Consider the following 25,369-nt stretch of genomic DNA (forward strand, 5'->3'; position numbering starts at 1 on the left):
GCTTGGTAAAACCCATGATCATGGAGCATCGACACCCTCGCATATAAGAATCCAGCTTAAGATGGACAGATGCGAAACCACACTGCTAGATGGTAGTCCATGTACTTAAGCAAACAGCCAGCCGGTTTGAAGTTAACTTCCATGTCAGGGGAACAGACTTATTATGAAGTAACCATTTCTGGTTCAACAGGGGGAAATAGAACTATTACCTGATTGACACTGGGACAATTATATCATGGGCTTAACTAAGCCTATTGAACAGATATTTATTAAGTTATCAAGGTACATTTAATGTATCTAAAATATTATACGAGGGGGATATATTTATGGGAAACCAGGAGACTTATACATTTGTTTCAAAGGATGGACATTCTGTAATACATTGTAGAAAGTGGCTTCCAGACAGAGAGCCAGTAGCTGTTTTACAGCTTGTTCACGGCATGGTTGAATATATTGAAAGATATGACGAATTCGCTACATTCCTTGCATCAAAGGGATACGTCGTTGTAGGTCATGATCACATTGGTCATGGTCAGTCTGTTACAAAGGATGAAGAGCTTGGTATCATGACAGGCAAGCACCCTGCTGACGATATGGTAGAGGATATCTATACTCATTATGCAAAGACTAAAAAGGAATATCCTAATCTTCCTTATTTCATTTTAGGACATTCTATGGGTTCATATATGCTTCGTAAGTTCTTATCTGATAAAACTGCTTATTTGGAAGAGCTTACTGGTGCTGTTATTATGGGTACAGGTCAGGAATCTGCAGGCACATGTAATGGCGGTCTTGCTGTTATTGCTGTTCTTTCACTTTTAAAAGGCAAAAATTACCGAAGCACATTTGTAAGAGATATGACATATTCTGCACCTTACAAGCAGTATGATTGCTACGGAAATGATTATGCTAATTCATGGCTTTCTAAAAACATTCAGAGCGTTGAAAAGTACTACCATGATAAATATTGTACATTCACATTCTCTTTGAATGCATATAAGGGCTTAGTAGAAGCTACAAAATATGTTGGAACAAAGGCTTGTGTAGAAAAGATGCGCAAGACATTACCACTTTTAGTTGTATCAGGAGACGAGGATCCAGTTGGAAATATGGGCAAAGGTACAACAGCTGCAGCAGATGCTTTTAAAGCTGCAGGCATAAAGGATGTTACTCTGAAATTATACAGGGGTGACAGACACGAAATATTAAACGAGCTTGATAGAGAGCAGGTTTACGAAGATATCTATCAGTGGCTTGAAGCACACAAATAAAGGTAAAATGGAGTAGTTATGGATTCTTTGGAGCATTTAATAACAAGGTCAATAAAGACATATTATAAAAGTAAGCTATATGCTCCTATTGTCTTTTTGGTGATTCTTATTGCGGTAACATTTATTTTCCCAATAGGACATTTGCTTTTTCCAAGGACATACAGTGAGGATTCAATCAGCTTATACGAAATGTATAACGATGGTGAAAACTACGCCAAATTTGATTTAAAGAACTTATATTTTACAGGATATACCAGCAAATGGCTGGATAGAACCAGAGGCTACTATTATTACACTATGATTAATTCTGAGTGTGTTATAGTGCTTCTGGATCCTGATACTTGTGAGCAGGGCTCACCTACTATTGAAGAACTTACCATAAAAGGTGAAATCCTTTATGATTCTGAGGCAGCCAGAAACCTTTTAGCAAATTTGGCTAGTGATTTGAATTGGAGCGAGGAGGGCATTCTTTCTACAGTTTCTACATACACTATTTCTGAGCCAGATGCTACAGGACCTTCGGCAGAGGCCTTCCAGTTTTTCTACACGATTTTTGGTCTATACAGTGTTGCATCAATCATAGTATACAGTTTGTATATTGCATTTCCGGTGTTGTCTTTGCCAGTTCAGAAAACAAGAGCTTACGGCAAGCCAGCAGAAATACTTGAGGAAGCTGAGGAAGAGCTTGCTACATTACCACAGCTTGCAACAGAGGATATGTTTATTACAGAGCATTATTTTATTGAAACAAGTAGCTATGGTGTTGCCATTGTTCCAATTGATGCTATAATTTGGATTTACAAGTATTCAACAATGCACAAGTTTTTATGGCATCATTTCTCTATTACTTATACATTGCACATTACTGCAGGAAAGAGACACTATATCAAGTGTCCAAAGAATATCAAAAGTGATATTGACGGTATTATGGACTATTTGGCTGAGGCCAACCATGATATACTTGTGGGATTTTCAGAGGAGAATCGTCTCAAGGTTGAAGAAATTCAAAATGATTTTGATGTTATCAGAAAGATAACAAGCTTTTTATCTAAGAGGGTATAGCAGGATGGAAGCTTATACAGGCTTTGCCACAGTCTACGATAGATATATGGACAATATTCCATATGATGATTGGGCACAAAATATAAAAGTACTATTTGAAAAATATAATATGCCAATGGAAATCGTATGCGATTTGGGCTGTGGTACAGGACAGATGACCAGACGCCTTAAGGAAATGGGCTACGATATGATTGGTATCGATGTCTCCTACGATATGCTTATGGAGGCTATGAGTCAGGAGGATTCCGATGGAATCCTTTATCTATGTCAGGATATGCGTTCCTTCGAATTATACGGAACGGTAGGAGCAGTAATCAGCCTTTGTGATAGCATGAATTATCTTGCGGACACAGATGAGCTGCTTCAGGTTTGCAAACTGGCAAATAATTATCTTGATCCTAAAGGTCTTTTCATATTTGATATGAAAACAGACAGCTACTATAAAAAGCTAGGAACTGGTACGATTGCGGAAAACCGCGAAGAAGGAAGCTTCATTTGGGAAAATGAATACAATCCTGACACCAGAGACAATTATTATTACCTGACCATTTATGAAGAAAATGAAGAGGGCACTTTTGACAGATTCGAGGAAGAACATATGCAGCATGCGTTTACCGTCGATGAAGTGAAGGCTGCCATTAAAGAAAGTGGCTTAGAACTTCTTCAGGTGCTTGATGTTTCCACAATGGAAGCACCTACAGAAGATAGTGATAGATTGTATTTTATAGCAAGAGAGGTTACAAAATGAAAGACTATATAGTTAGAGCAACAGCAGCAAATGACGCAGTTAGAGCATTTGCAATTACAAGTAAGGATTTAGTTGAAGAGGCCAGAACTCGTCACAATACATCTCCAATCGTTACAGCAGCCCTTGGAAGAATGCTTTCAGCAGGCTCTATGATGGGTGTTATGCTTAAAGGCGAGGATGATTTGGTTACACTTCAGATTCAAGGAAGTGGTCCAATGAAGGGAATCACAGTTACATCCAACAGCAAGGGTGAGGTTAAGGGATTTCCTAATGTATCAGTAGTTGATTTGCCACCAAAGAATGGAAAGCTTGATGTAGGCGGAGCAATCGACCTTGGTATTATGAGGGTTATCAAAGATATGGGCCTCAAGGAGCCATATGTTGGTACTGTTGAGCTTCAGACTGGTGAAATTGCAGAGGACCTTACATACTATTATGCAGTTTCAGAGCAGATTCCATCATCAGTTGGGCTTGGTGTTCTTATGAATAAGGACAATACAGTAAATTGTGCAGGTGGATTTATTGTTCAGCTTATGCCTTTTACTCCAGAGGAAGTTATTACTCAGCTTGAGGAGAATTTAAAGACTCTTCCTTCAGTTACAGATATGCTTTCAAGTGGTAAGACACCAGAGGAGATGCTCCAGATTGTTCTTGCAGGATTAGATGTTGAGATTAAGGAAACATATCCAGCAGCATACAAGTGTGATTGCTCAAGAGATAGAGTTGTAAAAAGTCTTGCATCACTTGGCAAGGAGGATATGGACGAAATCATTGCAGATGGCAAGCCAGTAGAGGTTAAGTGTCAGTTCTGTAATGAGGCATATGAGTTTACAATTGACGAGCTCAAGAGCTTTAGGAGGAATTAGTCAAATAATTGCGCCCTATTAGATAAAAGTTTAGTTGTTTTTATTTGCTGATTTCCTGTAAACTAACACACGGAGATTTATTATCATTTTTTAGAGGATTATGCACAATGAAAGCAAAAGGTCGCAAAAAAATTTATCCACCAAGTTATTACAGAGCAAAAAGAATCAGACTTGGAATAATTCTTGGTATTATTCTAATAATATATTTGGCAGGAAGCTTGTTCTTTAGAAATCACTTCTATATCAGAAGTAAGGTCAATGGCGTTGGTGCTTCATTTAGAACAGCTCAAAGCACATACGACAAAATCATCAACAGCGCTGATAAATACACTATTTCATTTATTGACGCTGATGGAAATGTTATCAACGAAGTTAGCTCAAGTGAATTAGGCGTAGGAGTTAACTATGACGAATCAGAGGTTCAGACACTTCTTGATTCTCAGTCAGGTTTTAACTGGGTACTTCGTTTGTTTGCCCCAGCTGAATATTACACAGCTACAGGCAACTCATATGATGCTGCAAAGGTCACAGCAGTAGCCAGCAGTCTTGACTTCAGCAATCAATCATCTACAACAGAATCTCAGGATGCCACTATCCAGTTCGATGGAGAGAAGTTTGCGATTGTAGATGAAGTTTACGGAGATAAAATCACAGAAGAAGGCGTAGAGGAAGCAATCATCTATGCAGTTGAGAATCTTCAAACTGAGATTAATCTTGCAGATGGCACATGCTATGAAAAGCCAAATGTTCTAGCATCTGATGCTAATATTCAAAAGGCAGTTGATGTTTTAAACAATTACATGGATACAGATATCCATTATGATTTAGGCGAGGGCATTACAGAAGAAATCCCTGCTGATACAAAGGCCACATGGTTCACATGGGATGACAGCTTTAATGTTTCTTTCGACAGAGATGCTATTGGTGAGTACGTTAACTCAATGGGAGATAAGTACAACACTTATGGTAAGAAAAAGGAATTCACAACCACTTCAGGTGAGACAATAGAAGTTCCAGCAGGTTCATTCGGTTGGAGAATAGCATATGATGGCGAAATCGATGCAATCATTGCTGATCTTGAAGGTGGCGAGGATGTTACTCGTGACTTCACTTATCTTTACTACGGAACAAGCCATGGCGAACACGATTATGGCAATTCCTATGTAGAAGTTAACCTTACAGAACAGCATGTGTATGTTTATAAGGATGGTGAAATGGTATTTGATACAGATTGTGTATCAGGTAAGATTTCAGCAAACCACGGTACACACACAGGTGTATACCCAATTGCTTACAAGCAGACAGATGCCACACTTAAGGGTGACAATTACGAATCACATGTTAATTACTGGATGCCATTCAACATGGGCGAGGGCCTTCACGACGCAACATGGCGCTCAAGCTTTGGTGGCACAATTTATAAAACAGGCGGAAGCCACGGATGTGTTAACCTTCCACTTTCCGCTGCAGAGCAAATCTACAATATAGTAGAAGCTGGTTGGCCTGTTATTGTTTTCTACACTGGTGACACAGAAGAAGAAAACTACCTTATCCAGAATCCACAGGTTAAGGTATCAGAGCTTATCGCAGAAATTGAGACAGTTACACTTGAGTCTGAACCTCAGATTGCTGAAGCTAGAGCACAGTACGAAGCTTTAACAGAAGAGCAGAAGGCACAGGTTTCAAATTATCAGGATCTTGTTAACGCAGAGCTTACACTTCAGACATTGAAGTTACAGGCTGCCGCAGAAGCGGCTGCAGCAGCTCAGGCTGGCGGTACAGATACAGGCGTTGTTCAATAGTGCACGATAGCGAGGCAAAATATGGCTAATTGGAAGAGTAATGTTAGAGAGGTAGTACCTTACACTCCAGGCGAGCAGCCTAAAACTAAGGTAATTAAGCTAAACACAAATGAAAATCCATACCCACCAAGTCCTTTGGTGGGTAAAGCTATTTCTAAAATAGAAATGGATTCTCTTAGAAAATACCCGGACCCAGGATGTCAGTCACTGATTTCGGCGTTGGCGAAATATCATGGGTTTGATGCGGAAAATGTTTTTGTCGGAGTTGGCTCAGACGATGTTCTTGCAATGAGCTTTCTTACATTTTTCAATTCAGATAAACCAATCTTTTTCCCAGACATTACCTATTCGTTTTATGATGTTTGGGCATCACTTTTTAGAATTCCATTTGAGACTAAAGCACTTGATGAGGATTTTAAAATTATAAAAAGCGATTATGACATGCCATGTGGAGGAATAGTTATTCCTAATCCTAATGCACCTACAGGAATAGCAGAGCCTGTTTCATTTTTCGAGGACATTGTTAAGGCACATCCTGAGTGTGTAGTGATTATAGATGAGGCCTATGTGGATTTTGGTTCTGAGTCTGCTATAGATTTAGTTCGTAAATACGATAATGTTTTGGTAGTTCGTACATTTTCTAAATCAAGAGCTATGGCAGGAAACCGTATTGGTTACGCTATTGGTTCAAAGGAGCTTATTAAGTATCTATCTGATTGTAAGTTTTCGTTTAACTCATACACAATGGATACAATCACGCTACAAGCAGGTGTTGCTTCAATCGAGGATGACAGTTATTTCAAGGAAAAGCTTGATGCTGTTATTACCACCAGAGAATGGACAAAGGCTCAGCTAAAGAACCTTGGATTTACGTTCCCAGATTCAAAAAGCAATTTCATTTTTGCAAAGCATGAATCTATGGAGGCTTCATTCATTTTTGAAGAGCTGAAAAAGCGTGGCATTTATGTACGCTATTTTTCAAAACCACAGCGTATATCAAATTACTTGCGTATTTCTATTGGAACAGATGAGGAGATGCAAGTATTTATAGATGAATTAGAAAAGATATTAAAAGGAGTTTAGATTTAATGATCAAGTATTTAACAGTATTTTTTATTTCGATGGTTCCACTTATTGAGCTTAGAGGAGCTATTCCATTTGCCTATGGATTTAAGGCTGCAGATCCAAGCTTCAATTTATTTTTAGCTTATATTCTTATTGCAATTGGAAACATGATTCCAGTACCAATCATTTACTTCTTCGCAAGAAAGGTACTTGAGTGGGGCAAGGATAAGCCTGTTATCGGTGGTTTCTTTACATTCTGCCTTGAAAAAGGTGAAAAGGGTGGCAAGAAGCTTCAGGAAAAGGCTGGTAGAGGTCTTTTCGTAGCATTGTTACTGTTTGTTGGTATCCCACTTCCAGGTACAGGAGCTTGGACAGGTACACTTGCAGCATCAATTCTTGATATGGACTTTAAGTCTTCAATCCTTGCAGTAATCTGCGGTGTGGCTTTAGCCGGAATCATCATCGGTGTTTTATGTACACTTGGTCTTGGTGCATTTATAGGAGTGACAGCTTAATGGAAACAGTTAATATGTTGATAAATGTTGTAGCTATTCTTGTTGGCCTTGGGCTTTATATGGCTGTAATGAATTCTGCCTGGGGCAAGAAGCATCAGGAATATATGTATGCAATAATGCTAGGAACAATACTTGTAGCTGTTCTAGTAGGAGGTTTTATTAGATGGCTAGTAATAGTAAGGTAAAAAAATCTGGTAGTACTGCCTGCGAATATTGTAACAATTTCGTTTGGGACGAAGAGGATGAGCAATATTATTGCGAAATGGATATGGACGAGGATGATTATGTTAGGCTGGTAACAGGTCATTACAGTGAATGCCCATATTTTGTTAATGGAGATGAGTACAAGGTAGTACGCCATCAGATGTAAAATATTTGTATTTATCAGTTAAATAATACAAATTATTATGATATTATATTTCTAGTTTTATTTAGGAGGTCAATGAAGTGAGAAAATTTAAAGCTTCAAAAGTGTTTAAGTCACTTGCAGCGTTGATGCTTGCTGTAGTGATGACAGTATCCACACCAATCACTGCAAATGCAGCTGGTGCACAGGGTATCGATGTATCAAAGTATCAGGGGGCAATTAACTGGGCAGCAGTAGCTCAGTCAGGAGTTACATATACATTTATTAAGGTAGGTAGCACAAAGAGTGGTGTTGATCCTTATTTTGCAGCTAATGTAGCAGGCGCACAGGCTGTAGGTATTCGTACAGGTGTATATATTTATTCATACGCAACAACAGTTGAGGCTGCTATCCAGGAAGCAAATCTTGTTCTTCAGTGGATTGAGCCATACAACATCAACTTCCCAGTAGCATTCGATTTCGAAGATGCAACTCAGAAGGGTATTGATGCTAATACATGTACAGCAATGGCAAATGCATTCTGTAGTGTAATCGCTCAGGCTGGTTACACACCAATGCTTTACACATACACAAACTTCTACAAGGCACACTTTACATCAGCACTTGCTTATGATAAGTGGATTGCTCAGTATTCAGATCACAATGATATTGCTGGATGGGCTATTTGGCAGTATTCATCAAGCGGAGCAGTTGCAGGTATCAGCGGCCGTGTAGATATGAACGTAGCACAGAAGGACTACACAGCATTCATTCCAGCAGCAGGTCTTCTTGATTTAGGCGCAGGAAATGTTTACTTCTTCAACAACTACCGTAAGCAGTTTGGTTGGGTAGATATTGCAGGAGTTAAGTATCATACAGATGAGACAACAGGTATTGTTACAACAGGTTGGTATGTAGATCCAGCAGGTACAGGTACATACTACTTCACACCTGGTACAGCTAATGCAGCAGTTGGTCTTACAACAATTGACAAGGCAATTTATTACTTCAATGAGGCTTCACAGCTTCAGACAGGTTGGTTAGAGCTTGGCGGAAGCACATTCTTCTTTGATCCACTTGCAAACGGTGCACTCTACACAGGATGGTGGACAGATCCTACAGTTGGTACACGTTACTTAGATACAACAGACGGACACATGCTTGTTGGTCTTGCTGTAATTGGTAAGGATATGTACTACTTTAACGAGCAGGGCTTACAGCAGGTAGGCTGGGTGACAGTTAATGGTCTTACATACATGTTCAATCCTAACGACAACGGAAAGATGTACAAGGGATGGTGGACAGATGCAACAGGCACATACTACTGCGATCCTTCAGATGCTCACAGAGTATCAGGTCTTGTAGCTGTTGATGGTTCTATGTACTACTTCAACGAAGCAGGACAGATGCAGGTAGGTCTCATCACAATCGGTGGTGCAACATACTACTTCGGAGCAGATGGAAAGATGCTTACAGGTTTACAGACAATCGGAACATCAGCTTACTACTTTGGAGCTGACGGAAAGATGGCAACTGGTCTTGTAAATGCAGCTGATGGCAGTGTTTACTATGCAGGTTCAGATGGAAAGCTTATCGCTGGTCAGACAGTAAAGATTGGTGGAAGTGATTACCTCTTCGGACTTGATGGAAAGCTTGTAATCAATCAGACAATCCAGATTGGAACAACTTTGTATCAGACAGATGCAAATGGTGTAGTAGTAGCTTCAGCTCCAGCTGCAGCTGCTGCACCAACTAAATAATTAACATAGGTTAGAGAAAAATAAGAAGGTCCCTAGTAGACATCAAGCTCTGATAGTTCTAAAGCGAAACATGTTGTTGAGCGTAGAACTCATCAGGCTTGTAGTCGTAACTAGGGACCTTCTAGATTTTTAGTATTATTTAAGACCTACGTATTTCTCTTCGCAGTATTTGCAGCGATAGATTTCACGTTCCTCATCAGTGAGGATGAAGATTTGGTCTAGCTCTTGCTCAACGGTGCTGATGCAACGTGGGTTTTTGCAAGAGATTACATTTTTTATTTCGTGAGGTAGCTTAAGCTGTCTCTTTTCTACAATAACGTCATCTTTGATAATGTTGCAGGTGATGTTGTGATCAATGAATCCAAGAATGTCTAAATCGACACGTTCGATTGGACATTCTATTTTTATAATGTCTTTGCGGCCCATTTTGTTGGACTTGGCATTCATAATCATGGCGATAGTGCAATCGCTGCCAAGGTTATCCAAATGAAGGTCGCGGTAAATTGTCATGGATTCGCCGGCCTTGATATGATCAAGCACGAATCCCTGGTGAATTCCACTTATATTTAGCATATTATCCTCCTATACTAATTCCAAAAGAGTAAGTATTAAAGCCATTCGGATGAATACTCCGTATTTAGCTTGAGTGAAATACATAGCTCGTGGATCATCGTCAACGTCTACAGAGATTTCATTAACTCGTGGAAGTGGATGAAGAACCATCATATTTTCTTTTGCAAGCTTCATCTTTTCTGGTGTAAGGATGAAGAAATCCTTCAAGCGGATGTAGTCTTCTTCGTTGAAGAAACGTTCCTTCTGTACACGTGTCATGTAGAGAATATCCAGCTCTCCCATAACATCGTCTAAAGAATCAACTTCTTTGTACTCATATCCATTTTTTTCTAAAACATCTTCGCGAATATACTCAGGAACTTTGAGTTCTTCAGGTGAAATTAGTACGAATTTGATTCCAGGATAACGTACTAACGCATTGATAAGAGAATGAACAGTACGGCCAAATTTTAAATCACCGCAAAGTCCGATAGTAAGATCTTTGATTTCTCCACGTAAAGAGCGGATAGTAAATAAATCTGTAAGTGTTTGAGTGGGATGCTGATGACCGCCGTCTCCTGCGTTAATAACTGGAATAAGTGATCGCTGAGAAGCAACGAGTGGAGCGCCTTCTTTAGGATGACGCATAGCGCAAATGTCTGCGTAAGAAGAAATGACGCGAATGGTGTCGGAAACACTTTCGCCTTTGGCTGCTGAAGAAGAATCAGCTGAAGAGAAACCAAGGACTGAACCACCAAGATTAAGCATGGCAGCCTCAAAAGATAGTCGTGTACGTGTGCTTGGTTCGTAGAAACATGTAGCAAGCTTTTTGCCGTGGCATTTCTCGGAATACGAGTCTGGATGATTTTTAATATCCTCCGCCAGGTCCATTAGCTGCTCTAGTTCCTCTCTAGAAAAATCTAGAGGGCTCATTAGATGACGCATTGGAAATCCTCCCTATTTAAATTAATTTCCTGATAACTAAATCGTCTAATTATATCACACTCGTTTCAAAAATAAACTAGTTATGTTAAAATTGTTTCCATGAAATATGCGGATATAATTATTGATATCTCTCACGAGAGATTGGATAAGACATTTGAATATATTGTGCCTACAGAGCTTGAAAATCAAGTAACTGAGGGTGTTCAGGTAGTAATTCCATTTGGACAGGGCAATCGCGCCATCACAGGATATGTGGTGGGATTGCACAACAAGCCGGAGTTTGATGTTACAAAGCTGAAGCCTATTGCAAGAGTGCTAAAAGATAGCATTGCCATAGAGTCTCAGCTTATTTCTTTGGCTGCATTTCTTAAAAAGAATTATGGCTCTACTATGAATCAGGCGTTAAAGACAGTTATTCCTATTAAGAAAAAGGAAAACGAAAAGCTAAAGAAAGAAATCAGTCTGAATATTTCACTTGAACAGGCTCAGATTGAGTTGACACAGATTCTTACTAAAAAGAATCATGCAGTGGGAAAAGAACGCCTTTTGAGAGAGCTTCTTGAGGTGGATGTTCTTGACTGGGAGCTTGCTACAAAAAAGCTTCAGATTCCATCGTCAAATATCAGGGATTTAGAATCTAAGGGAATTGTTAAGGTTGAATCCGTTAGAACATTCAGAAACCCTCATATCAACAAGGACGCAAATCAAAAGCACATCGTTTTAAATGAGGAGCAGGAAGCCGCTGCAGAAACAATCAAAGCAGATATAGATACAGGTCGAAGAAAGACATATCTTATCCATGGTGTTACAGGCTCAGGCAAAACAGAAGTATACATGGATGTTATGGAGCATGTGATTTCCATGGGACAGCAGGTAATTGTCCTCATTCCGGAAATCGCCCTTACATACCAGACAGTTATGAGAGTTTACACCAGGTTTGGTGATAAAGTAAGTATCTTGAATAGTAGAATGTCTCCTGGAGAGCGCTTCGATCAGTTCGAGAGAGCTAAATCAGGGGAAATCAGCATTATGGTAGGACCTCGTTCTGCACTGTTCACACCATTTGCTAATCTTGGATTGATTATAATTGACGAGGAGCACGAGCCAAGCTACAAATCCGAAGTCATCCCTAGATATCACGCTAGAGAAACTGCAGTGTACCGTGCAAAGCTAGCAGGTGCTACTGTAATTCTAGGTTCCGCTACCCCTAGTCTTGAGGCATACAGTCGCACACAGACTGGAGAATATCAGCTTATTACTCTTCATTCTAGAGCTATGGGGCAGGATATGGCCTCTTGTGAGATAGTGGACCTTAGGGCAGAGCTTCAGTCTGGCAATCGTTCTATGCTTAGTCGCAGATTGCAGGAGTTGATGGCAGATAGATTGAACAAGCATCAGCAGATTATGCTGTTCTTAAATAGACGTGGGCTTATGGGTTTTGTTTCTTGTAGGGCCTGCGGCCATGTGTTAAAATGTCCACATTGCGATGTTGCCCTTCATTTACATACAGGTGGCAAGATGAAATGTCACTATTGCGGTTACACAACAGTGGCAGCAAAGACTTGTCCAAGCTGCGGCAGCAAATATATCGGCAGTTTCAAGGCTGGTACTCAGCGCCTGGAGGAAATCGTAAAGGAACTGTTCCCAACAGCCAGGGTACTTCGAATGGACGCTGATACCACAAAAGGCAAGGATGGTCACGAGGAAATCCTTTCAGCATTTGCAGCACACGAGGCAGATGTGCTGATAGGCACCCAGATGATTGTCAAAGGTCACGATTTTGCAAACGTCACTTTAGTTGGTATAATAGCAGCAGATATATCACTAAACGAAAGCGATTATCATAGTGGGGAGCGTACATTCCAGCTGCTGACCCAGGCAGTAGGACGAGCTGGCCGAGGTTCGGAGCCAGGCATAGCTGTTATACAGACATATCAGCCTGACAATTATTCAGTAGTTGCCTCTGCAAACCAGGATTATGACAGCTTCTATAGTCAGGAGTATGCATACAGACGCTTGCTTTCATACCCACCATGCTCACATATTTTGGGCATACAAGTTAGCTGCGACAAGCAGCAGGATGCTATCAAACAGGCAGATATTCTAGCAGATATCATCAGACAGGCGGATTCAAACATCATTATCATGGGGCCAGAGGACGCCTATATCGGTAAGCTAAAGGATGTTTACCGAAGGGTAATCTACGTAAAGGCCGACGAATACGATAGGCTTGTTAATGTAAAAGATACTATCGAGGCATTCTTATTGCAGCAAAAGCAATACAGAAATACCTCTACATGGTTTGATTTTGATCCGATATCTACAATATAACAGGATTTTAGAAAGGAATTATTATGGCACTTTTAGAAATTAGAGAATATGGTAAAGACGATGTTTTACTTAAAAAATGTAAGCCAGTAAAGGAGCTTACACCACGTCTTAAGACACTTATCGAGGACATGCTTGATACAATGTATGATGCAGACGGTGTAGGTCTTGCTGCACCTCAGGTTGGCGTTCTTCGTCGTATCTGCGTTATCGATATAGGTGAGGGCCCAGTTGTTCTTATCAACCCAGAGGTTATTGAAACATCTGGCGAGCAGACAGGCAGCGAGGGATGTCTTTCTGTTCCAGGCAAGACTGGTATTGTGACTCGTCCAAATTATGCAAAAGTAAAGGCATTAAATGAAGATATGGAAGAGATTATCGTGGAAGGTGAGGAGCTTATGGCAAGAGCACTTCTTCATGAAATCGATCACTTAGACGGTAATATCTACGTAGATAAGGTAGAGGGAGAGCTCTACAATGTAGAAGATTTCCTTGAGGAAATTGAAGACGAAAATTAATAGTATCCTTTTTGATAAAGGCCATCAACTGTATGTTGATGGCCTTTGTTACATTTAATGGTTAAAATATAGACATAGATGATAAAAATTTAACAATGTGCCGGCAAATTAATTGTTAAATGTAAAAGGAGGAAATAAATTGAAGTATCAAGGACTTTTCGAGCCTATTAAAATTGGCAAGCTCGAAATTAAGAACCGTTACGCAATGGCTCCAATGGGACCACTTGGTCTTGGAGATTGCGAAGGTGGATGGAATGATAGAGGTATTGATTACTACACAAGACGTGCTCAGGGTGGCATTGGTCTTATCATTACAGGTGTTACTTTCTCTGATACAGAGGTAGAGAAGCCTTCATTCCCTAACACACCAAACTCAACATACAACCCAGTTCAGTTTGTAAGAACTAGCCGCGAGATGACCGAGCGTGTACATGCTTATGGCTCAAAGATTTTCTTACAGATGTCAGGTGGATTCGGACGTGTTACTATCCCAACAAACTTAGGTGAGTTCCCACCTGTTTCTGCATCAGCAGTACCTCACAGATGGTTAGACAAAACATGTCGTCCACTTACTGTAGAGGAGATTCATGGTATTGTAGAAAGCTTTGGTAAAGGCGCATACAATGCAAAGCGCGCTGGTTTCGATGGTGTTGAAATCCATGCTGTTCACGAAGGATACCTTATTGATCAGTTTGCTATTTCATTCTTCAACCAGAGAAATGATGAGTACGGCGGAAGCTTAGAGAACAGACTTCGTTTTGCCAAGGAAATCCGTGAGGAAATTGCAAAGACTTGTGGATGGGATTTCCCAGTTGCAATGAGATTCTCACTTAAGTCTATGATTAAGGACTTCAGAGAAGGTGCTCTTCCAGGCGAGGAATTCGAAGAGAAGGGACGTGACATCGAGGAAGGTATCGAGGCTGCAAAGCTTCTTGAGAAGTATGGTTATGATGCCCTTGATGTAGATGCAGGAACATACGATGCATGGTGGTGGAATCACCCACCAATGTATATGGAGAAGGCTCCTTACAAGGAATTTGCAAAGATTACAAAGGAGCATGTAAACATCCCTGTTATTATGGCAGGCCGTGTTGATAATCCAGATACAGCACTTGATTGCTTAAACAATGATATCTGCGACATGATTTCACTTGGTCGTCCAACACTTGCAGATCCAGATATCGTAAACAAGATTCGTACAAACAAGCTTAGCCAGATTCGTCCATGTATCAGCTGTCAGGAAGGCTGTATGGGACGTATCCAGACATACTCACTTATCAACTGTGCTGTTAACCCACAGGCTGGTAAGGAAAGACTTAACACATACAACCCAATCGTAAAGAAGAAGAGAGTTCTTGTTGTAGGTGGTGGTGTAGCAGGTTGCGAGGCTGCACGTGTACTTGCAGAAAGAGGACATGAGCCAGTTCTTTACGAGGCAGCAGGACGTCTTGGTGGAAACCTTATTCCTGGTGGTGCTCCAGCATTCAAGGAGGACGATATCGCCCTTGCTAAGTGGTATGAGGATGAAATGACACGTCTTGGTGTGGAGGTTCACCTTAACACAAAGGCTACAGAGAAGGAAATTCTCGATAAGAGCTTTGATGCAGTTATCATGGCTACAGGTTCTCGCCCAAAGATGTTCTCACTTGGCGATGATGAGAAGGTTTACTCAGCAGAGCAGGTACTTCTTGGACAGAAGGAAGCTGGTAACAATGTTATCGTTGTTGGTGGTGGACTTGTAGGTTGCGAGCTTGCCCTTGATCTTGCACAGAAGGGCAAGAAGGTAACAATCGTTGAGGCACTTGATAAGCTTATGGCAGTGAACGGACCACTTTGTTCAGCAAACAAAGAAATGCTTGAAAAGCTTATTCCTTTCAACGGCATCGATGTTGTTACAGGCGCTCGTGTTACTGGATTCAACAATGGCGTACTTACAGCTACTGTTGGAGAAGAGACAAAGGAACTTAATGCAGATAGCGTAGTTCTTTGTGTTGGTTATGCTAGCGAGAACACTCTTTACAACCAGTATAAGAATGAGCTTGACGAAGTTTATCTCCTTGGTGATGCTAGACAGGTTTCAAATATCATGTATGGTATCTGGGATGCCTTTGAAGTAGCAAACCACATTTAATATAAATTAGTTTAATAACCACTTTTTTCGTATAATTTTTTTACTCCCCCGTGAATGGCCTTGATGGACATATTGTCTGTCAAGGTCATTTATTCTATAATTAGTATTATGAATACAAGAAATTTTAAATGTTTTCAAGCTGTATATGAGGAAAGAAATCTACAGGCGGCAGCCAACAAGCTGTTTCTATCACCACAGGGCCTTAGTAAAATTATTAAGAGCATTGAGGATGAATTTGGAACCAGTTTGTTCATTAGGTCCAAGGAAGGTTTCATTCCAACCGAAAGTGGAAGATTATTCTACGAAAGATCTAAAACAATAAGTCGAGATTTAAATGATTTGTTTTCATCAATTGAGGCGTTAAATGATAAAGAAAAACGTTTCAAGGTGGGATTTGCAGCAGGAACAATTAGAGCAATCGACGTTCCTAGTGTTGCATCTTTTATGGCGGATAATCCTGAGATTCTCGCCAGTTGGTATGAGTATGAAAATGAAAATGTAATCCAGCAGGTGGTAAATGATGAAATAAGCTTTGGATTTGTAGTAGGAAAGCAATCTTTAACAGGCGTAGTCTGCGAACACGTAAAAGCGGTTGATTTGGTGGTTTATGTCTATAAAGGACATAGATTTTGGAATGAAAGTCAAATTGAGTTAAAGGATCTGAGGGATGAGAAAATCATTTCCATGAATGAGAAATATCGTGTATATCATGATATTGTGAATGCATGCCATCTCAATGGTTTTGCACCAAATATTATTGCTAAGGTAGATGAAGGAGAGTCGCTGTATCTATTATCAAAGAATAGAGCTGGCCTTGGAATCTCCCCAAGATTCTTCCCGGAAACAGACGAAATAAAAGTATTAACTATTAAAGATGCGTACACCTGGAATGTGTATGGAATCTACAGAGAAGACTCTGCAGACAAAGATTTAGCCAAGAAGTTTTTAGCGGCTATTAAATAATTGGGAGAATAAAAATGAATAACGGACATCGTGGAAGTAGCAGACGTCGCAGAAGATTGAGACGTAGAAGACAGTTGATGATGGCTGCTTGCTGTCTAGGACTTGTAGTATTGGTATTGGGTACAGTTCTCATCGTCAAAAAGGTAAAAGGTAGGGACGATGAGCCTGTTGAGGTTGCGGCAGAAGTGGATGTTGCAAATGAGGAGCCTGAGGATGGAACTACAGTTGAAGTGGTAGAGCCTGAGGAGACAGAAGATACAACAGATGAGACTGATGCAGAAGACCCAGGGGCTTCAACTCAGTCAGAGCAGGGAGCTTCAGTAAATGTGGAGGATATTGTTAATGCCAGCAATGTTGGAGAAAACAGCACCACCACATATGGAATCGACGTATCAAAATTCCAGGGTACTATCGATTGGGCACAGGTTGCCAGCTCAGGGATTAATTTTGCAATGATTCGTGTGGGCTATAGAGACTCCACAACAGGAGAGATTAAGCCAGATACAAATGCAAAATACAACATGCAGGAGGCAGAGAAAAATGGCATAAAAATCGGTGCGTATTTTTTCTCTACTGCAGTTACAAAGGATGAAGCCATAGAGGAGGCTGATTGGGTTGCAAGCTATGTAGCTCAATATCCAATTACATATCCAGTAGGATACAACTGTGAGGGCTTTGAAAACAGCACTAGCCGCCAGTACAATCTTACAAAGGATGACAGAAGCAATATTGCAATGGCATTCCTTGGAGAGGTTTATAACAAGGGATACACTCCAATCTTTTATGCTTCTAAGAATGAAATGGCATCAGATGCAAAATGGAACACATCCACAATTGGTGCAAAGTACAAGATTTGGATGGCCTGGTACAATCAGGATTCTTCAAATTTGGCCACAGGCCCATCGGCTGGATTCAAATACGATATGTGGCAGTACACCAATCAGGGAACAATCCCTGGTATCACTAAAAAGGTGGATGTGGATGTAGCATACTTTGGGTACAACGGCACAGAAACGGCTAAGGACACTTCAGAAAGAGCTACAGCATCAGCAGATGTGGAAGCACTGATGAAGTTTACAGAAGTCAATGAGACTGTCACAGCAAAGAGCAAGACAAACCTCCGTGATAAGCCTAGCCAGGGCGAAGATAGCAAGGTAATGGTTACTCTTGAAAATGGTCAAACAGCCACAAGAACTGGCACAAGCACAAGCGGATGGTCTAGAGTGGTTTATAACGGCGCCACATACTATGCTGTATCAAGTTATTTGACCACAGATTTAAGTGCACCTGCACAATCTGCAGCGCCAGCTGAGCAAGCTCCGGCAGTAGAGGAAGCACCAGCTCAGGCACCTGGTTTTAAAACTAAATTTACAGATGTTAATGAAACAGTTACTGCGAAGGAAGTTGTAAACCTTCGCTCTAAGCCAAGCGTTACAGATGCTGATTCTCAGGTAGTGGCTACACTTAGTGCAGGCCAGACAGCCATTCGAACAGGTATCAACAACGAATACGGTTGGTCCCGTGTAGAATACAATGGACAAGTTCTTTACTGTGTAAGCAGTTATATAAAGGTTGTGGAATAAGAAAAAGCTGGCATTGCTGCCAGCTTTTGCTTTATTCATGCTTCAAATAGAATATAGCAAGTTGAGTACGATCTCTCAGATTTAACTTTTCTAGGATGGTGGACAGGTAGTTTCTAACTGTGCCTTCCGAAAGGAAAAGCTTCTGGGAGATTTCTTTGTTTGAAAAGCCTTCAGCAACAAGTTGGATGACTTCAAATTCTTTTTCGGAAATATCGTATTTGCGATAATCAAAGCTTTCATCATCAGTGTTGGTCTGATTCATGAGAGTAGGAAGTTTGTCGATAACAGCGCCTCCAAATACGCTCTGACCGTTGATTGCAGCGTGAAGTGCAGCAGGAAGAGATTTATAGTCCTGTTTAAGTAAGTAGCCTTTTACGCCAAGTTTCAACGCTTTTACGATATATTCATCATCTGAGAATGTAGTTAGGAAGAGGATAGTGGCATCACGATGATTTGCGAGAATCTCTTCGGCAGCTTCCAACCCATTCATATCGGCCATACGGATGTCCATAAGAAGCAAATCTGGCTCAAGCTCATCATAAAGAGCTACAGCTTCGCGACCGCTACCGCCTTTTCCAACTATTTCAAAATCAGCCTCAGCAGAGATAATCATCTCTAGCGACATTGTGATAAGTTCGTCATCATCTACAAGTAAAATTCTTTTCTTTTCCATAATCTATCCTCGCTTGTTGTCAAAAGGTAATCTGGCAAATACTGTAAAGCCATCGTTTAAATAGAAATAAGCTTCTCCGCCTAGGGAGCTTGCTCTGTTTTTAATGTTGGTAAGTCCAATTCCATCGTAGCCTTCGGTGGAAATCTTAGTTTTCTGCTCTGGAGTAAGGGTTCCATTGTCGGTAATGGAAATAGTGCAGAAGCTGTTGTTTTGATGAAGGATGACAGCTACTGAATCGCCATTGGAATGCTTAAGGATGTTTGTAACAGATTCCTTTAAAATACCAATGATTGATAGCTTAACTTCTGTTGGAAGTGCTTCGTCTAAATCCAATTCCGTATTTACGGTATAATTTTTTAGTTCTCCAAGTATTTCATCTATATTTTTCTTTAAGTCTATTGAATCGTCATGTAAATCATGTACGGAGCTTCGCATCTTTTCCATGGACTCATCCAGGGTGTCCGAAAGCATCTTTAACTGAGGCGCAATATTTTCATCTTTATTTACTGTGACAATGGCTCCAAGCAGTAAGATTCCGCGGGAAAGCAGATGTCCTACATTATCGTGGATTTCTCTGGCAATGCGGTTTCTCTCTGCAAGGGTAGCAAGATGTACCTGTTGATCTTGCTCCATTAGCAGGGCTTTGTTTTTGCTTTTTAGCATTTCTTCAAGCTCGATACTGTCATCCCTAGTGCGGTGCAAATCATGCTGATAGAAAGTCATTTTGTTGAAAAGCAGGATAGACATGATGGTGAAGCCTGCCAGAATTAGAATCAGTGCAAGCTGTATTAAAAGACTGTCAGCGCCGATGCCCACTAGATAGCCAGCAGATAAAAGAAATGGAATAGCGGTAAGGATTGAATATATAATCTTCGTATTTACGATAACGCTAATCTCCATTAATAAAAAAACACAAATAGACATTACCACTGAAATAGTGGTAATGCCATTTGTGTTTATTAGTAATGTTAAACCAAGGGCTCCTAAAAGCCTGATGATTATATCATACAGCATATTGCTCCTTTTTCTTTGAGATGATTAGGCCGGCTGCAAAGAAGAAACAAGCGAAAAGCACCTCTATTAGCAAGTATTCAAAGAATGTTTTTCCTAAAATTTTATCTATAGGAGTGTCATTAATGAGTCTTATTGTAGCAGTGTACCAATAAAGTGGCAGGAAGTGCGCAAACTTTACAATGGATGGTGATAAAAACTGTAGGTCGATAAATACACCGCAGAAGAAACTCATTGAAAGTACAAACATGTTTGTAACCATGTTGATAATGTTTTCATTGGTTGTGATTGCGCTAATCATGTAGGCCATGCCCATTCCAATCAACATCAATGCTAAGACATTTATGCAGTAGAAGAAAAGCTTTCCGTTTGTATCAGCCATACCCATTAGTGCAACAAATAAAACTACGGCTGCTGTGATAATAAAGCCTATGCAGAACACTGCAGCGATGGTTGCAAAATTTCTTGATTTGAAATGCATTCCACTAACGCTTATACGGTTTTTAACATCCCTATCCTTTGTAAAACCAAGCACTGAGCTAATAGAAATACAAAGAATCATAAGTAACGTATATCCGTTAAATGTAAACATTCCAGTGTAGAACGAGCGGTGATTTTCATCAGAGGTATCCATGACAGTGGCCTTTGTATCAGAAAGCTTAATCATGTTTTCTTTGGTGAGGGCAATAGCCTCTTCCTCTGAATACCCACTATTTAAATATACCATAACATCCTGCATATAGGTACGTATTTTCTCGGTTAATAAAAACTGTGGAGCTGTGGCGCCAGGTGCAACGAATTCAAGTAAATCTTCCGTCTCTCCAGCCTTTGCACGCTCTGAGAAATCCTCTGGGATAATCAGTGCATAGTCATAGATAAGGAATCGAACATTATCATTCATCTCAACCAAGGATGTGGTCTGTGGGTCAACTACGTTCTGAGTTTCCTTAAGGTAGTCTACTAAACCTTGGCTCAATGCAGAATTATCATTATCTGTAATAGCAACCTTTACCACTGAATCCTCAAACATGGTGTCTTTTGTGGTGGCTGTTGCCTTTGCAGAAATGTTTCCAAATAATGCGAAGACTGAGAAATATACGATTATGGTAACAAGGCAAGCCTTGGTTGATTTTACTATTGCATTAAAGACTGACATATTTTCTCCTCCTTAGGAATATGGATGCAACGATGATACAACCTACAATCATTCCGCACATGATAAGGACATCCTGGTGGAATTCGGCTGTGGCGCCATAGGTTGAGCGAACGTACATAGCGTTTGTAAGTAGTGCAGCAGGATTGATTTTGTTGATGATAGGGCAGTTATACTGGATAATCTGTTTAATCTGTCCCCACATTAATCCACTGAAGAATGAACATATCATTGTGAAAAACAGTGGCACGGTTACAAGTAATCGTTGATTTCTGATAACAGAGCCCATCAGTGTTCCTGTTGAAATACCAAGAGCACTGCCGATAGTGCAAAGGAGAATCATAGTTCCAATTGGCACGCCCAGGTTGATTCCTAAAATATATTGGATATAAATCACAACTATGATATTGGAAATAATTTGTAAAAGAACTCCAGCAAGTAAGCTTGCAGTAATGCTCATAAACTTTGGTGTAGGTGTACATTCAACTCGCTTGCCCATCTCAGACATATTTGCGCACATTCCGTCTAGGATTGCTGTGCTAATCCAAGAGCTGAAAAGTGATGTCATTGCAAGCAAAGCGTAGAAGTACTGGATGTACTGACTGGTTTCATTTCCAAAGTTGTATTCACTGATGAAGCTGTTTTCAGAAGTGATTGCCTCAATGGCATCAGCTACCTTTTCAGGATGGTCCTTAGCAATCTGTGTGATTACATCAGTGTAATTATCGTATTCACGAACTATCTCGTTCATGATTGTGGAATCATAGCCATTTGAAATAATGATAGTTTCGACACCATCTTCTGACTCTAAGTAGAAGCCCTTGATATCTCCATTATTCATAGCTTTTACAGCATCATCCTTTGAAGAGTATGTGTGAAGATTAAGCACTGTAGTTCCTTCATCATTTTCCTCGGAAAGCTCTTCTAGAACCTGGTCAAAGCCTGCTGATTCCTCAAGTTCATTTACATATCCTACTTCCAAAGTCTGGAAGGTATCAGGATCTTCCTTTATGAGATTTCCAAATCCAAGAAAGAAAGCGGTGGCAAGAACCAGCGGGAAAAGAAAGTTCCAGCCTACCAGCCAGTATTTTCTGGATAAATTTTTTAATGAGTATGTAAAGATTCTAATAAACATTAGTCTCTAAGCTCCTTTCCTGTAATCTCCAAGAACACATCGTTAAGAGTAGGAAGTTCGGTAGTTACGCGGCCAAATGGTACATTGTTGTCTGTAAGGTAACTGAGTACGTGAACCAGATTGTGCTCACCGCCGTCACATTTGATTACCACATCATCACCATCTTCCTTAACCTTGTACACGTGGTTGATTTCCATGAGCCCTGCAAGAATCTCAGGGGACTTGTCAGGCAATCCAATGCGGATTTTTTCACGACTGATAAGAGAAGACTTAAGCTCGTTTGTAGTTCCATTGGCAATGTTTTTACCGTGATCCATGATGACAACTCTTGAACAAAGCTCCTCAACCTCTTCCATATAATGTGAGGTGTAGATGATTGTCGCGCCGGCTTTGTTCATCTTTTTGATTCCCTCGAGAATTGCATTTCTACTTTGTGGATCAACAGCAACTGTTGGCTCATCAAAGATGACTAGCTTTGGCTTGTGAGCAATTCCACAGGCAATGTTAAGTCTTCTTAGAAGTCCACCTGAAAGCTTTTTAGGCTTCTGCTTTTTGAATTCTGTAAGGCCTGTAAACTCAAGTGCCTCTTCAACATATTGCTTTCTTGTTGCTTTATCCTTTATATATAGCCCGCAGAAGAAATCTACGTTTTCGTACACATTAAGTGTTTCAATAACGGCTACATTCTGCATTACCACACCAATCTGTGATTTGATATCGTATGCATCAGGACTCATTTCTTTGCCCCAGATTTTGATATCCCCTTTATCAAAAGTAAGAAGAGAAAGGAGACAGTTGATTGTGGTTGTCTTTCCTGAACCGTTTGGACCAAGTAGTCCAAGGATTTCCCCTTCTTCAATGTTTAGTGAGAAGTGATCTACAGCTACATTCTCACCATATCGCTTTACTAAATTGTCGATTGATACTACTGTGTTACTCATTTCATTTCTCCTTTTTATTTGTGTTACAGCCGTCGGCCGTGTGTTTCTTTTGTTGTTCTGAGATTATAATACCGAAACTTTTGTCACATCTGTAGTGAACTGCGTCATAAAGGCACATGACAATTGTCATGTTGTTGAAGTGAGTGGGATATGCTATGAATATGCGGGGGAGAATTACCACTGGGATATAAAAATAATTACTAGAGAGGTAGAGAGAGAGAGTCAATGTGTATTATTTGCGACAGAATAAAGATGATAAAAGAAGGGACAAATCCATATTTTGTTAGAGAACTTGAAACAGGATATGTTGTTATAGGTGATAATCAGCATTTTGAAGGCTACACACTATTTTTGTTTAAAGAGCATGTTGTAGAGTTGTTTAATATTGAACCTGCGGTTAAAACAAAGTATTTGGAAGAAATGAGCATAGTTGCAGAAGCTGCTTATAAGGCTTTCAAACCTGAAAAAATGAATTATGAATGTCTTGGAAATGGTGATGCTCATTTGCATTGGCATCTGTTTCCTAGAAAACAGGGAGATATAGAAAATTATGGAAATAATGGAAGAGGACCTGTTTGGTGGTACCCTATGGAGAAAATGTATTCAGATGATAACAGGCCGAATGCGGAGAAACTCGAAGAGATGAAACGACGATTAAATGATGAGTTAGAGGCATTATTAGCGTAGATAAATTGGGGTTTACCACTAGCGACTGTAAACTAGGCCACTGCTAGTGGTAAGAAAAAGATACTATTACCACTAGCAATTACAAAGTTAGCCTGCGCTAGAGGTAAAAAAAGATAGCTGTACCACTAGCGATAGAGATTTCAATGAATGCTAGAGGTAAAGGAAAGAATTATTACCACTAGCAAAGGTAAACTGGGGATATGCTAGAGGTAAAACTCAAAAAATGTACCTCTAGCAGGCAGGAATACAGCCAATGCTAGTGGTAAAAGTCTAATATCTAACCATATAGGGAGGTTTGCAATGAACAACATAGAAAGAAGAGATAAGGAACTAGTATATATTTCAGATGATGAAGTATTTGAAGAGCAAAAGATAGCAAGACGCCTTACGCAGGAACTAAATACTGTAGATAGGGCTGATTTCGATGCTATAAAGAAGATAGTTAATAAGCTTCTAGGAAAATCAGATAGTGATACATTTATAAATCCTCCTTTTTATTGTGATTATGGAAGCCATATAGAGGTTGGTAAGAATTTCTTCGCAAACTATAACTGCACCATGCTGGATGTTGGACGGATAAGAATAGGTGATAATGTGCAGATAGCTCCCAATGTAGCAATATATACTGCGGGACATCCAGTTCATCCTGCTACAAGAAACACATTGTATGAATATGGAATAGATGTAACCATAGGTAACAATGTGTGGATAGGAGGCAATGTGGTGATATGTCCTGGAGTAACAATAGGAGATAACACTGTGATTGGTGCTGGTTCTGTAATTACTAAAGATATTCCTGCCTGGTCCATTGCAGCAGGCAACCCATGCTGTGTGCTAAGAAAGATAACAGAAGATGACCGCAACAAATATTTTGCCGGCAGGGAGATAGACGAAGAAGCATGGCAGGATATCCTGCGAATCCAGAGTGAAGCAAATGATGAGCGGAAATATCCGAAGGCATAAACTATATCTGTTGGTTTGGCGAAAGGCCATACTGTGATGGTTCATACAGCATTATCTAAAATGGGCTATGTCTGTGGTGGGGCGCAGGCCGTTATTGAGGCATTGATTGAAGTGGTTGGAGAAGACGGTACGATCATGATGCCTGCACAATCCTGGAAGAATCTTGGAAATGCTGAACTACGCTTAATGAATCAAAAAATACTTGTGGATTTTGCTGTCGACTGGATTCAGAAATATAGAAGAGGATGAACATTACACTGCATTTCACCCTACATAATATGCATTTCACCGTCCATTTGTTGAAGAGGAATTAGTTCTTCCCTACACTGATATGTGTAGGGGGAACTTTAA

Annotated in this window: 25 protein-coding genes; 18 read left to right on the forward strand and 7 right to left on the reverse strand. The window is 40.2% G+C overall.

Annotated features, from left to right (window positions below; genetic code table 11):
• Positions 1 to 326 precede the first annotated feature (326 nt).
• The 10 genes from BM102_RS06420 (at position 327) to BM102_RS06465 (ending at position 9,435) form a co-directional block, all read left to right on the forward strand.
• Positions 327 to 1,271, forward strand: a complete 945-nt coding sequence (locus BM102_RS06420; protein WP_044938414.1) for an alpha/beta fold hydrolase — start codon at positions 327 to 329, stop codon at positions 1,269 to 1,271.
• A gap of 18 nt (positions 1,272 to 1,289) precedes the next feature.
• Entirely contained in the window at positions 1,290 to 2,333 is a 1,044-nt protein-coding gene (locus BM102_RS06425; RefSeq protein WP_074792198.1) for a DUF6709 family protein, read from the forward strand.
• A gap of 4 nt (positions 2,334 to 2,337) precedes the next feature.
• Entirely contained in the window at positions 2,338 to 3,081 is a 744-nt protein-coding gene (locus tag BM102_RS06430) for a class I SAM-dependent DNA methyltransferase (RefSeq protein WP_090480185.1), read from the forward strand.
• Positions 3,078 to 3,947 carry an Hsp33 family molecular chaperone HslO gene (hslO, locus tag BM102_RS06435; protein ID WP_074792194.1) on the forward strand — a complete coding sequence of 290 codons (870 nt, stop codon included), beginning with the start codon at positions 3,078 to 3,080 and terminating at the stop codon, positions 3,945 to 3,947. Before BM102_RS06430 ends, hslO begins: the two co-directional genes overlap by 4 nt.
• Positions 3,948 to 4,054: 107 nt before the next feature.
• A complete protein-coding gene (locus tag BM102_RS06440; protein WP_090480188.1) occupies positions 4,055 to 5,749 on the forward strand; it encodes a L,D-transpeptidase family protein in 1,695 nt (564 codons plus the stop codon).
• A gap of 21 nt (positions 5,750 to 5,770) precedes the next feature.
• Positions 5,771 to 6,832: a histidinol-phosphate transaminase gene (hisC, locus tag BM102_RS06445; protein WP_090480191.1), complete on the forward strand. Its 1,062-nt coding sequence runs from the start codon at positions 5,771 to 5,773 to the stop codon at positions 6,830 to 6,832.
• A 5-nt stretch (positions 6,833 to 6,837) separates the two neighbouring features.
• Positions 6,838 to 7,329: a COG2426 family protein gene (locus BM102_RS06450; protein WP_177194923.1), complete on the forward strand. Its 492-nt coding sequence runs from the start codon at positions 6,838 to 6,840 to the stop codon at positions 7,327 to 7,329.
• A complete protein-coding gene (locus tag BM102_RS06455; protein WP_033151491.1) occupies positions 7,329 to 7,514 on the forward strand; it encodes a hypothetical protein in 186 nt (61 codons plus the stop codon). The genes BM102_RS06450 and BM102_RS06455 overlap by 1 nt, the downstream gene beginning before the upstream one ends.
• A complete protein-coding gene (locus BM102_RS06460; RefSeq protein WP_044938395.1) occupies positions 7,493 to 7,699 on the forward strand; it encodes a DUF6472 family protein in 207 nt (68 codons plus the stop codon). Before BM102_RS06455 ends, BM102_RS06460 begins: the two co-directional genes overlap by 22 nt.
• Before the next feature lie 77 nt (positions 7,700 to 7,776).
• Positions 7,777 to 9,435, forward strand: a complete 1,659-nt coding sequence (locus tag BM102_RS06465) for a GH25 family lysozyme (protein WP_090480194.1) — start codon at positions 7,777 to 7,779, stop codon at positions 9,433 to 9,435.
• Between the two features lie 135 nt (positions 9,436 to 9,570).
• On the opposite strand, the gene BM102_RS06470 is transcribed toward BM102_RS06465, so the two are convergent.
• Together BM102_RS06470 and pyrB are read right to left on the reverse strand one after the other, a co-directional pair.
• Entirely contained in the window at positions 9,571 to 10,008 is a 438-nt protein-coding gene (locus tag BM102_RS06470; RefSeq protein ID WP_090394612.1) for an aspartate carbamoyltransferase regulatory subunit, read from the reverse strand.
• Positions 10,009 to 10,017: 9 nt separating this feature from the next.
• Positions 10,018 to 10,932 carry an aspartate carbamoyltransferase gene (pyrB, locus tag BM102_RS06475; RefSeq protein ID WP_044938387.1) on the reverse strand — a complete coding sequence of 305 codons (915 nt, stop codon included), beginning with the start codon at positions 10,930 to 10,932 and terminating at the stop codon, positions 10,018 to 10,020.
• A gap of 99 nt (positions 10,933 to 11,031) precedes the next feature.
• Between pyrB and priA the strand changes: the two genes are divergently transcribed.
• From priA to BM102_RS06500, 5 genes are all read left to right on the forward strand, one after another.
• Positions 11,032 to 13,263, forward strand: coding sequence for a replication restart helicase PriA (priA, locus tag BM102_RS06480; RefSeq protein WP_090480197.1), 2,232 nt, complete (start codon positions 11,032 to 11,034; stop codon positions 13,261 to 13,263).
• A gap of 23 nt (positions 13,264 to 13,286) precedes the next feature.
• Positions 13,287 to 13,778 (forward strand): peptide deformylase, encoded by a 492-nt coding sequence (gene def / locus BM102_RS06485; protein ID WP_090480201.1) that lies wholly within the window; start codon positions 13,287 to 13,289, stop codon positions 13,776 to 13,778.
• 139 nt (positions 13,779 to 13,917) lie between these two features.
• Positions 13,918 to 15,909 (forward strand): oxidoreductase, encoded by a 1,992-nt coding sequence (locus tag BM102_RS06490; RefSeq protein WP_090394613.1) that lies wholly within the window; start codon positions 13,918 to 13,920, stop codon positions 15,907 to 15,909.
• Positions 15,910 to 16,017: 108 nt separating this feature from the next.
• The gene (locus tag BM102_RS06495; RefSeq protein ID WP_177194924.1) at positions 16,018 to 16,872 is read left to right on the forward strand and encodes a LysR family transcriptional regulator; all 855 of its coding nucleotides are present in this window, start codon (positions 16,018 to 16,020) and stop codon (positions 16,870 to 16,872) included.
• 14 nt (positions 16,873 to 16,886) lie between these two features.
• A complete protein-coding gene (locus BM102_RS06500) occupies positions 16,887 to 18,455 on the forward strand; it encodes a GH25 family lysozyme (RefSeq protein ID WP_090480207.1) in 1,569 nt (522 codons plus the stop codon).
• Between the two features lie 31 nt (positions 18,456 to 18,486).
• Here the strand turns inward: BM102_RS06500 and BM102_RS06505 are convergent, their stop codons facing one another.
• The 5 genes from BM102_RS06505 to BM102_RS06525 are packed head-to-tail and all read right to left on the reverse strand — an operon-like array spanning position 18,487 to position 23,368.
• Entirely contained in the window at positions 18,487 to 19,128 is a 642-nt protein-coding gene (locus BM102_RS06505; RefSeq protein WP_090480211.1) for a response regulator, read from the reverse strand.
• A gap of 3 nt (positions 19,129 to 19,131) precedes the next feature.
• Entirely contained in the window at positions 19,132 to 20,142 is a 1,011-nt protein-coding gene (locus BM102_RS06510; RefSeq protein ID WP_090480214.1) for a sensor histidine kinase, read from the reverse strand.
• The gene (locus BM102_RS06515) at positions 20,132 to 21,295 is read right to left on the reverse strand and encodes an ABC transporter permease (RefSeq protein WP_090480217.1); all 1,164 of its coding nucleotides are present in this window, start codon (positions 21,293 to 21,295) and stop codon (positions 20,132 to 20,134) included. Before BM102_RS06515 ends, BM102_RS06510 begins: the two co-directional genes overlap by 11 nt.
• A complete protein-coding gene (locus tag BM102_RS06520) occupies positions 21,282 to 22,427 on the reverse strand; it encodes an ABC transporter permease (RefSeq protein ID WP_090480220.1) in 1,146 nt (381 codons plus the stop codon). Before BM102_RS06520 ends, BM102_RS06515 begins: the two co-directional genes overlap by 14 nt.
• Complete coding sequence (locus BM102_RS06525) at positions 22,427 to 23,368, reverse strand: ABC transporter ATP-binding protein (RefSeq protein WP_090480223.1); 942 nt, start codon at positions 23,366 to 23,368, stop codon at positions 22,427 to 22,429. Before BM102_RS06525 ends, BM102_RS06520 begins: the two co-directional genes overlap by 1 nt.
• A 225-nt stretch (positions 23,369 to 23,593) precedes the next feature.
• Between BM102_RS06525 and BM102_RS06530 the strand changes: the two genes are divergently transcribed.
• The 3 genes from BM102_RS06530 to BM102_RS14585 all read left to right on the forward strand — a co-directional run bounded on the left by BM102_RS06530 (position 23,594) and on the right by BM102_RS14585 (position 25,267).
• Complete coding sequence (locus BM102_RS06530) at positions 23,594 to 24,055, forward strand: HIT family protein (RefSeq protein WP_090480226.1); 462 nt, start codon at positions 23,594 to 23,596, stop codon at positions 24,053 to 24,055.
• A gap of 300 nt (positions 24,056 to 24,355) precedes the next feature.
• Entirely contained in the window at positions 24,356 to 25,018 is a 663-nt protein-coding gene (locus tag BM102_RS06535; RefSeq protein ID WP_090480229.1) for a sugar O-acetyltransferase, read from the forward strand.
• 36 nt (positions 25,019 to 25,054) lie between these two features.
• Positions 25,055 to 25,267: an AAC(3) family N-acetyltransferase gene (locus BM102_RS14585; RefSeq protein WP_090480232.1), complete on the forward strand. Its 213-nt coding sequence runs from the start codon at positions 25,055 to 25,057 to the stop codon at positions 25,265 to 25,267.
• Positions 25,268 to 25,369: the final 102 nt, after the last annotated feature.

The sequence above is a fragment of the Pseudobutyrivibrio sp. JW11 genome (assembly GCF_900115355.1).
Classification (GTDB): domain Bacteria; phylum Bacillota; class Clostridia; order Lachnospirales; family Lachnospiraceae; genus Pseudobutyrivibrio; species Pseudobutyrivibrio ruminis.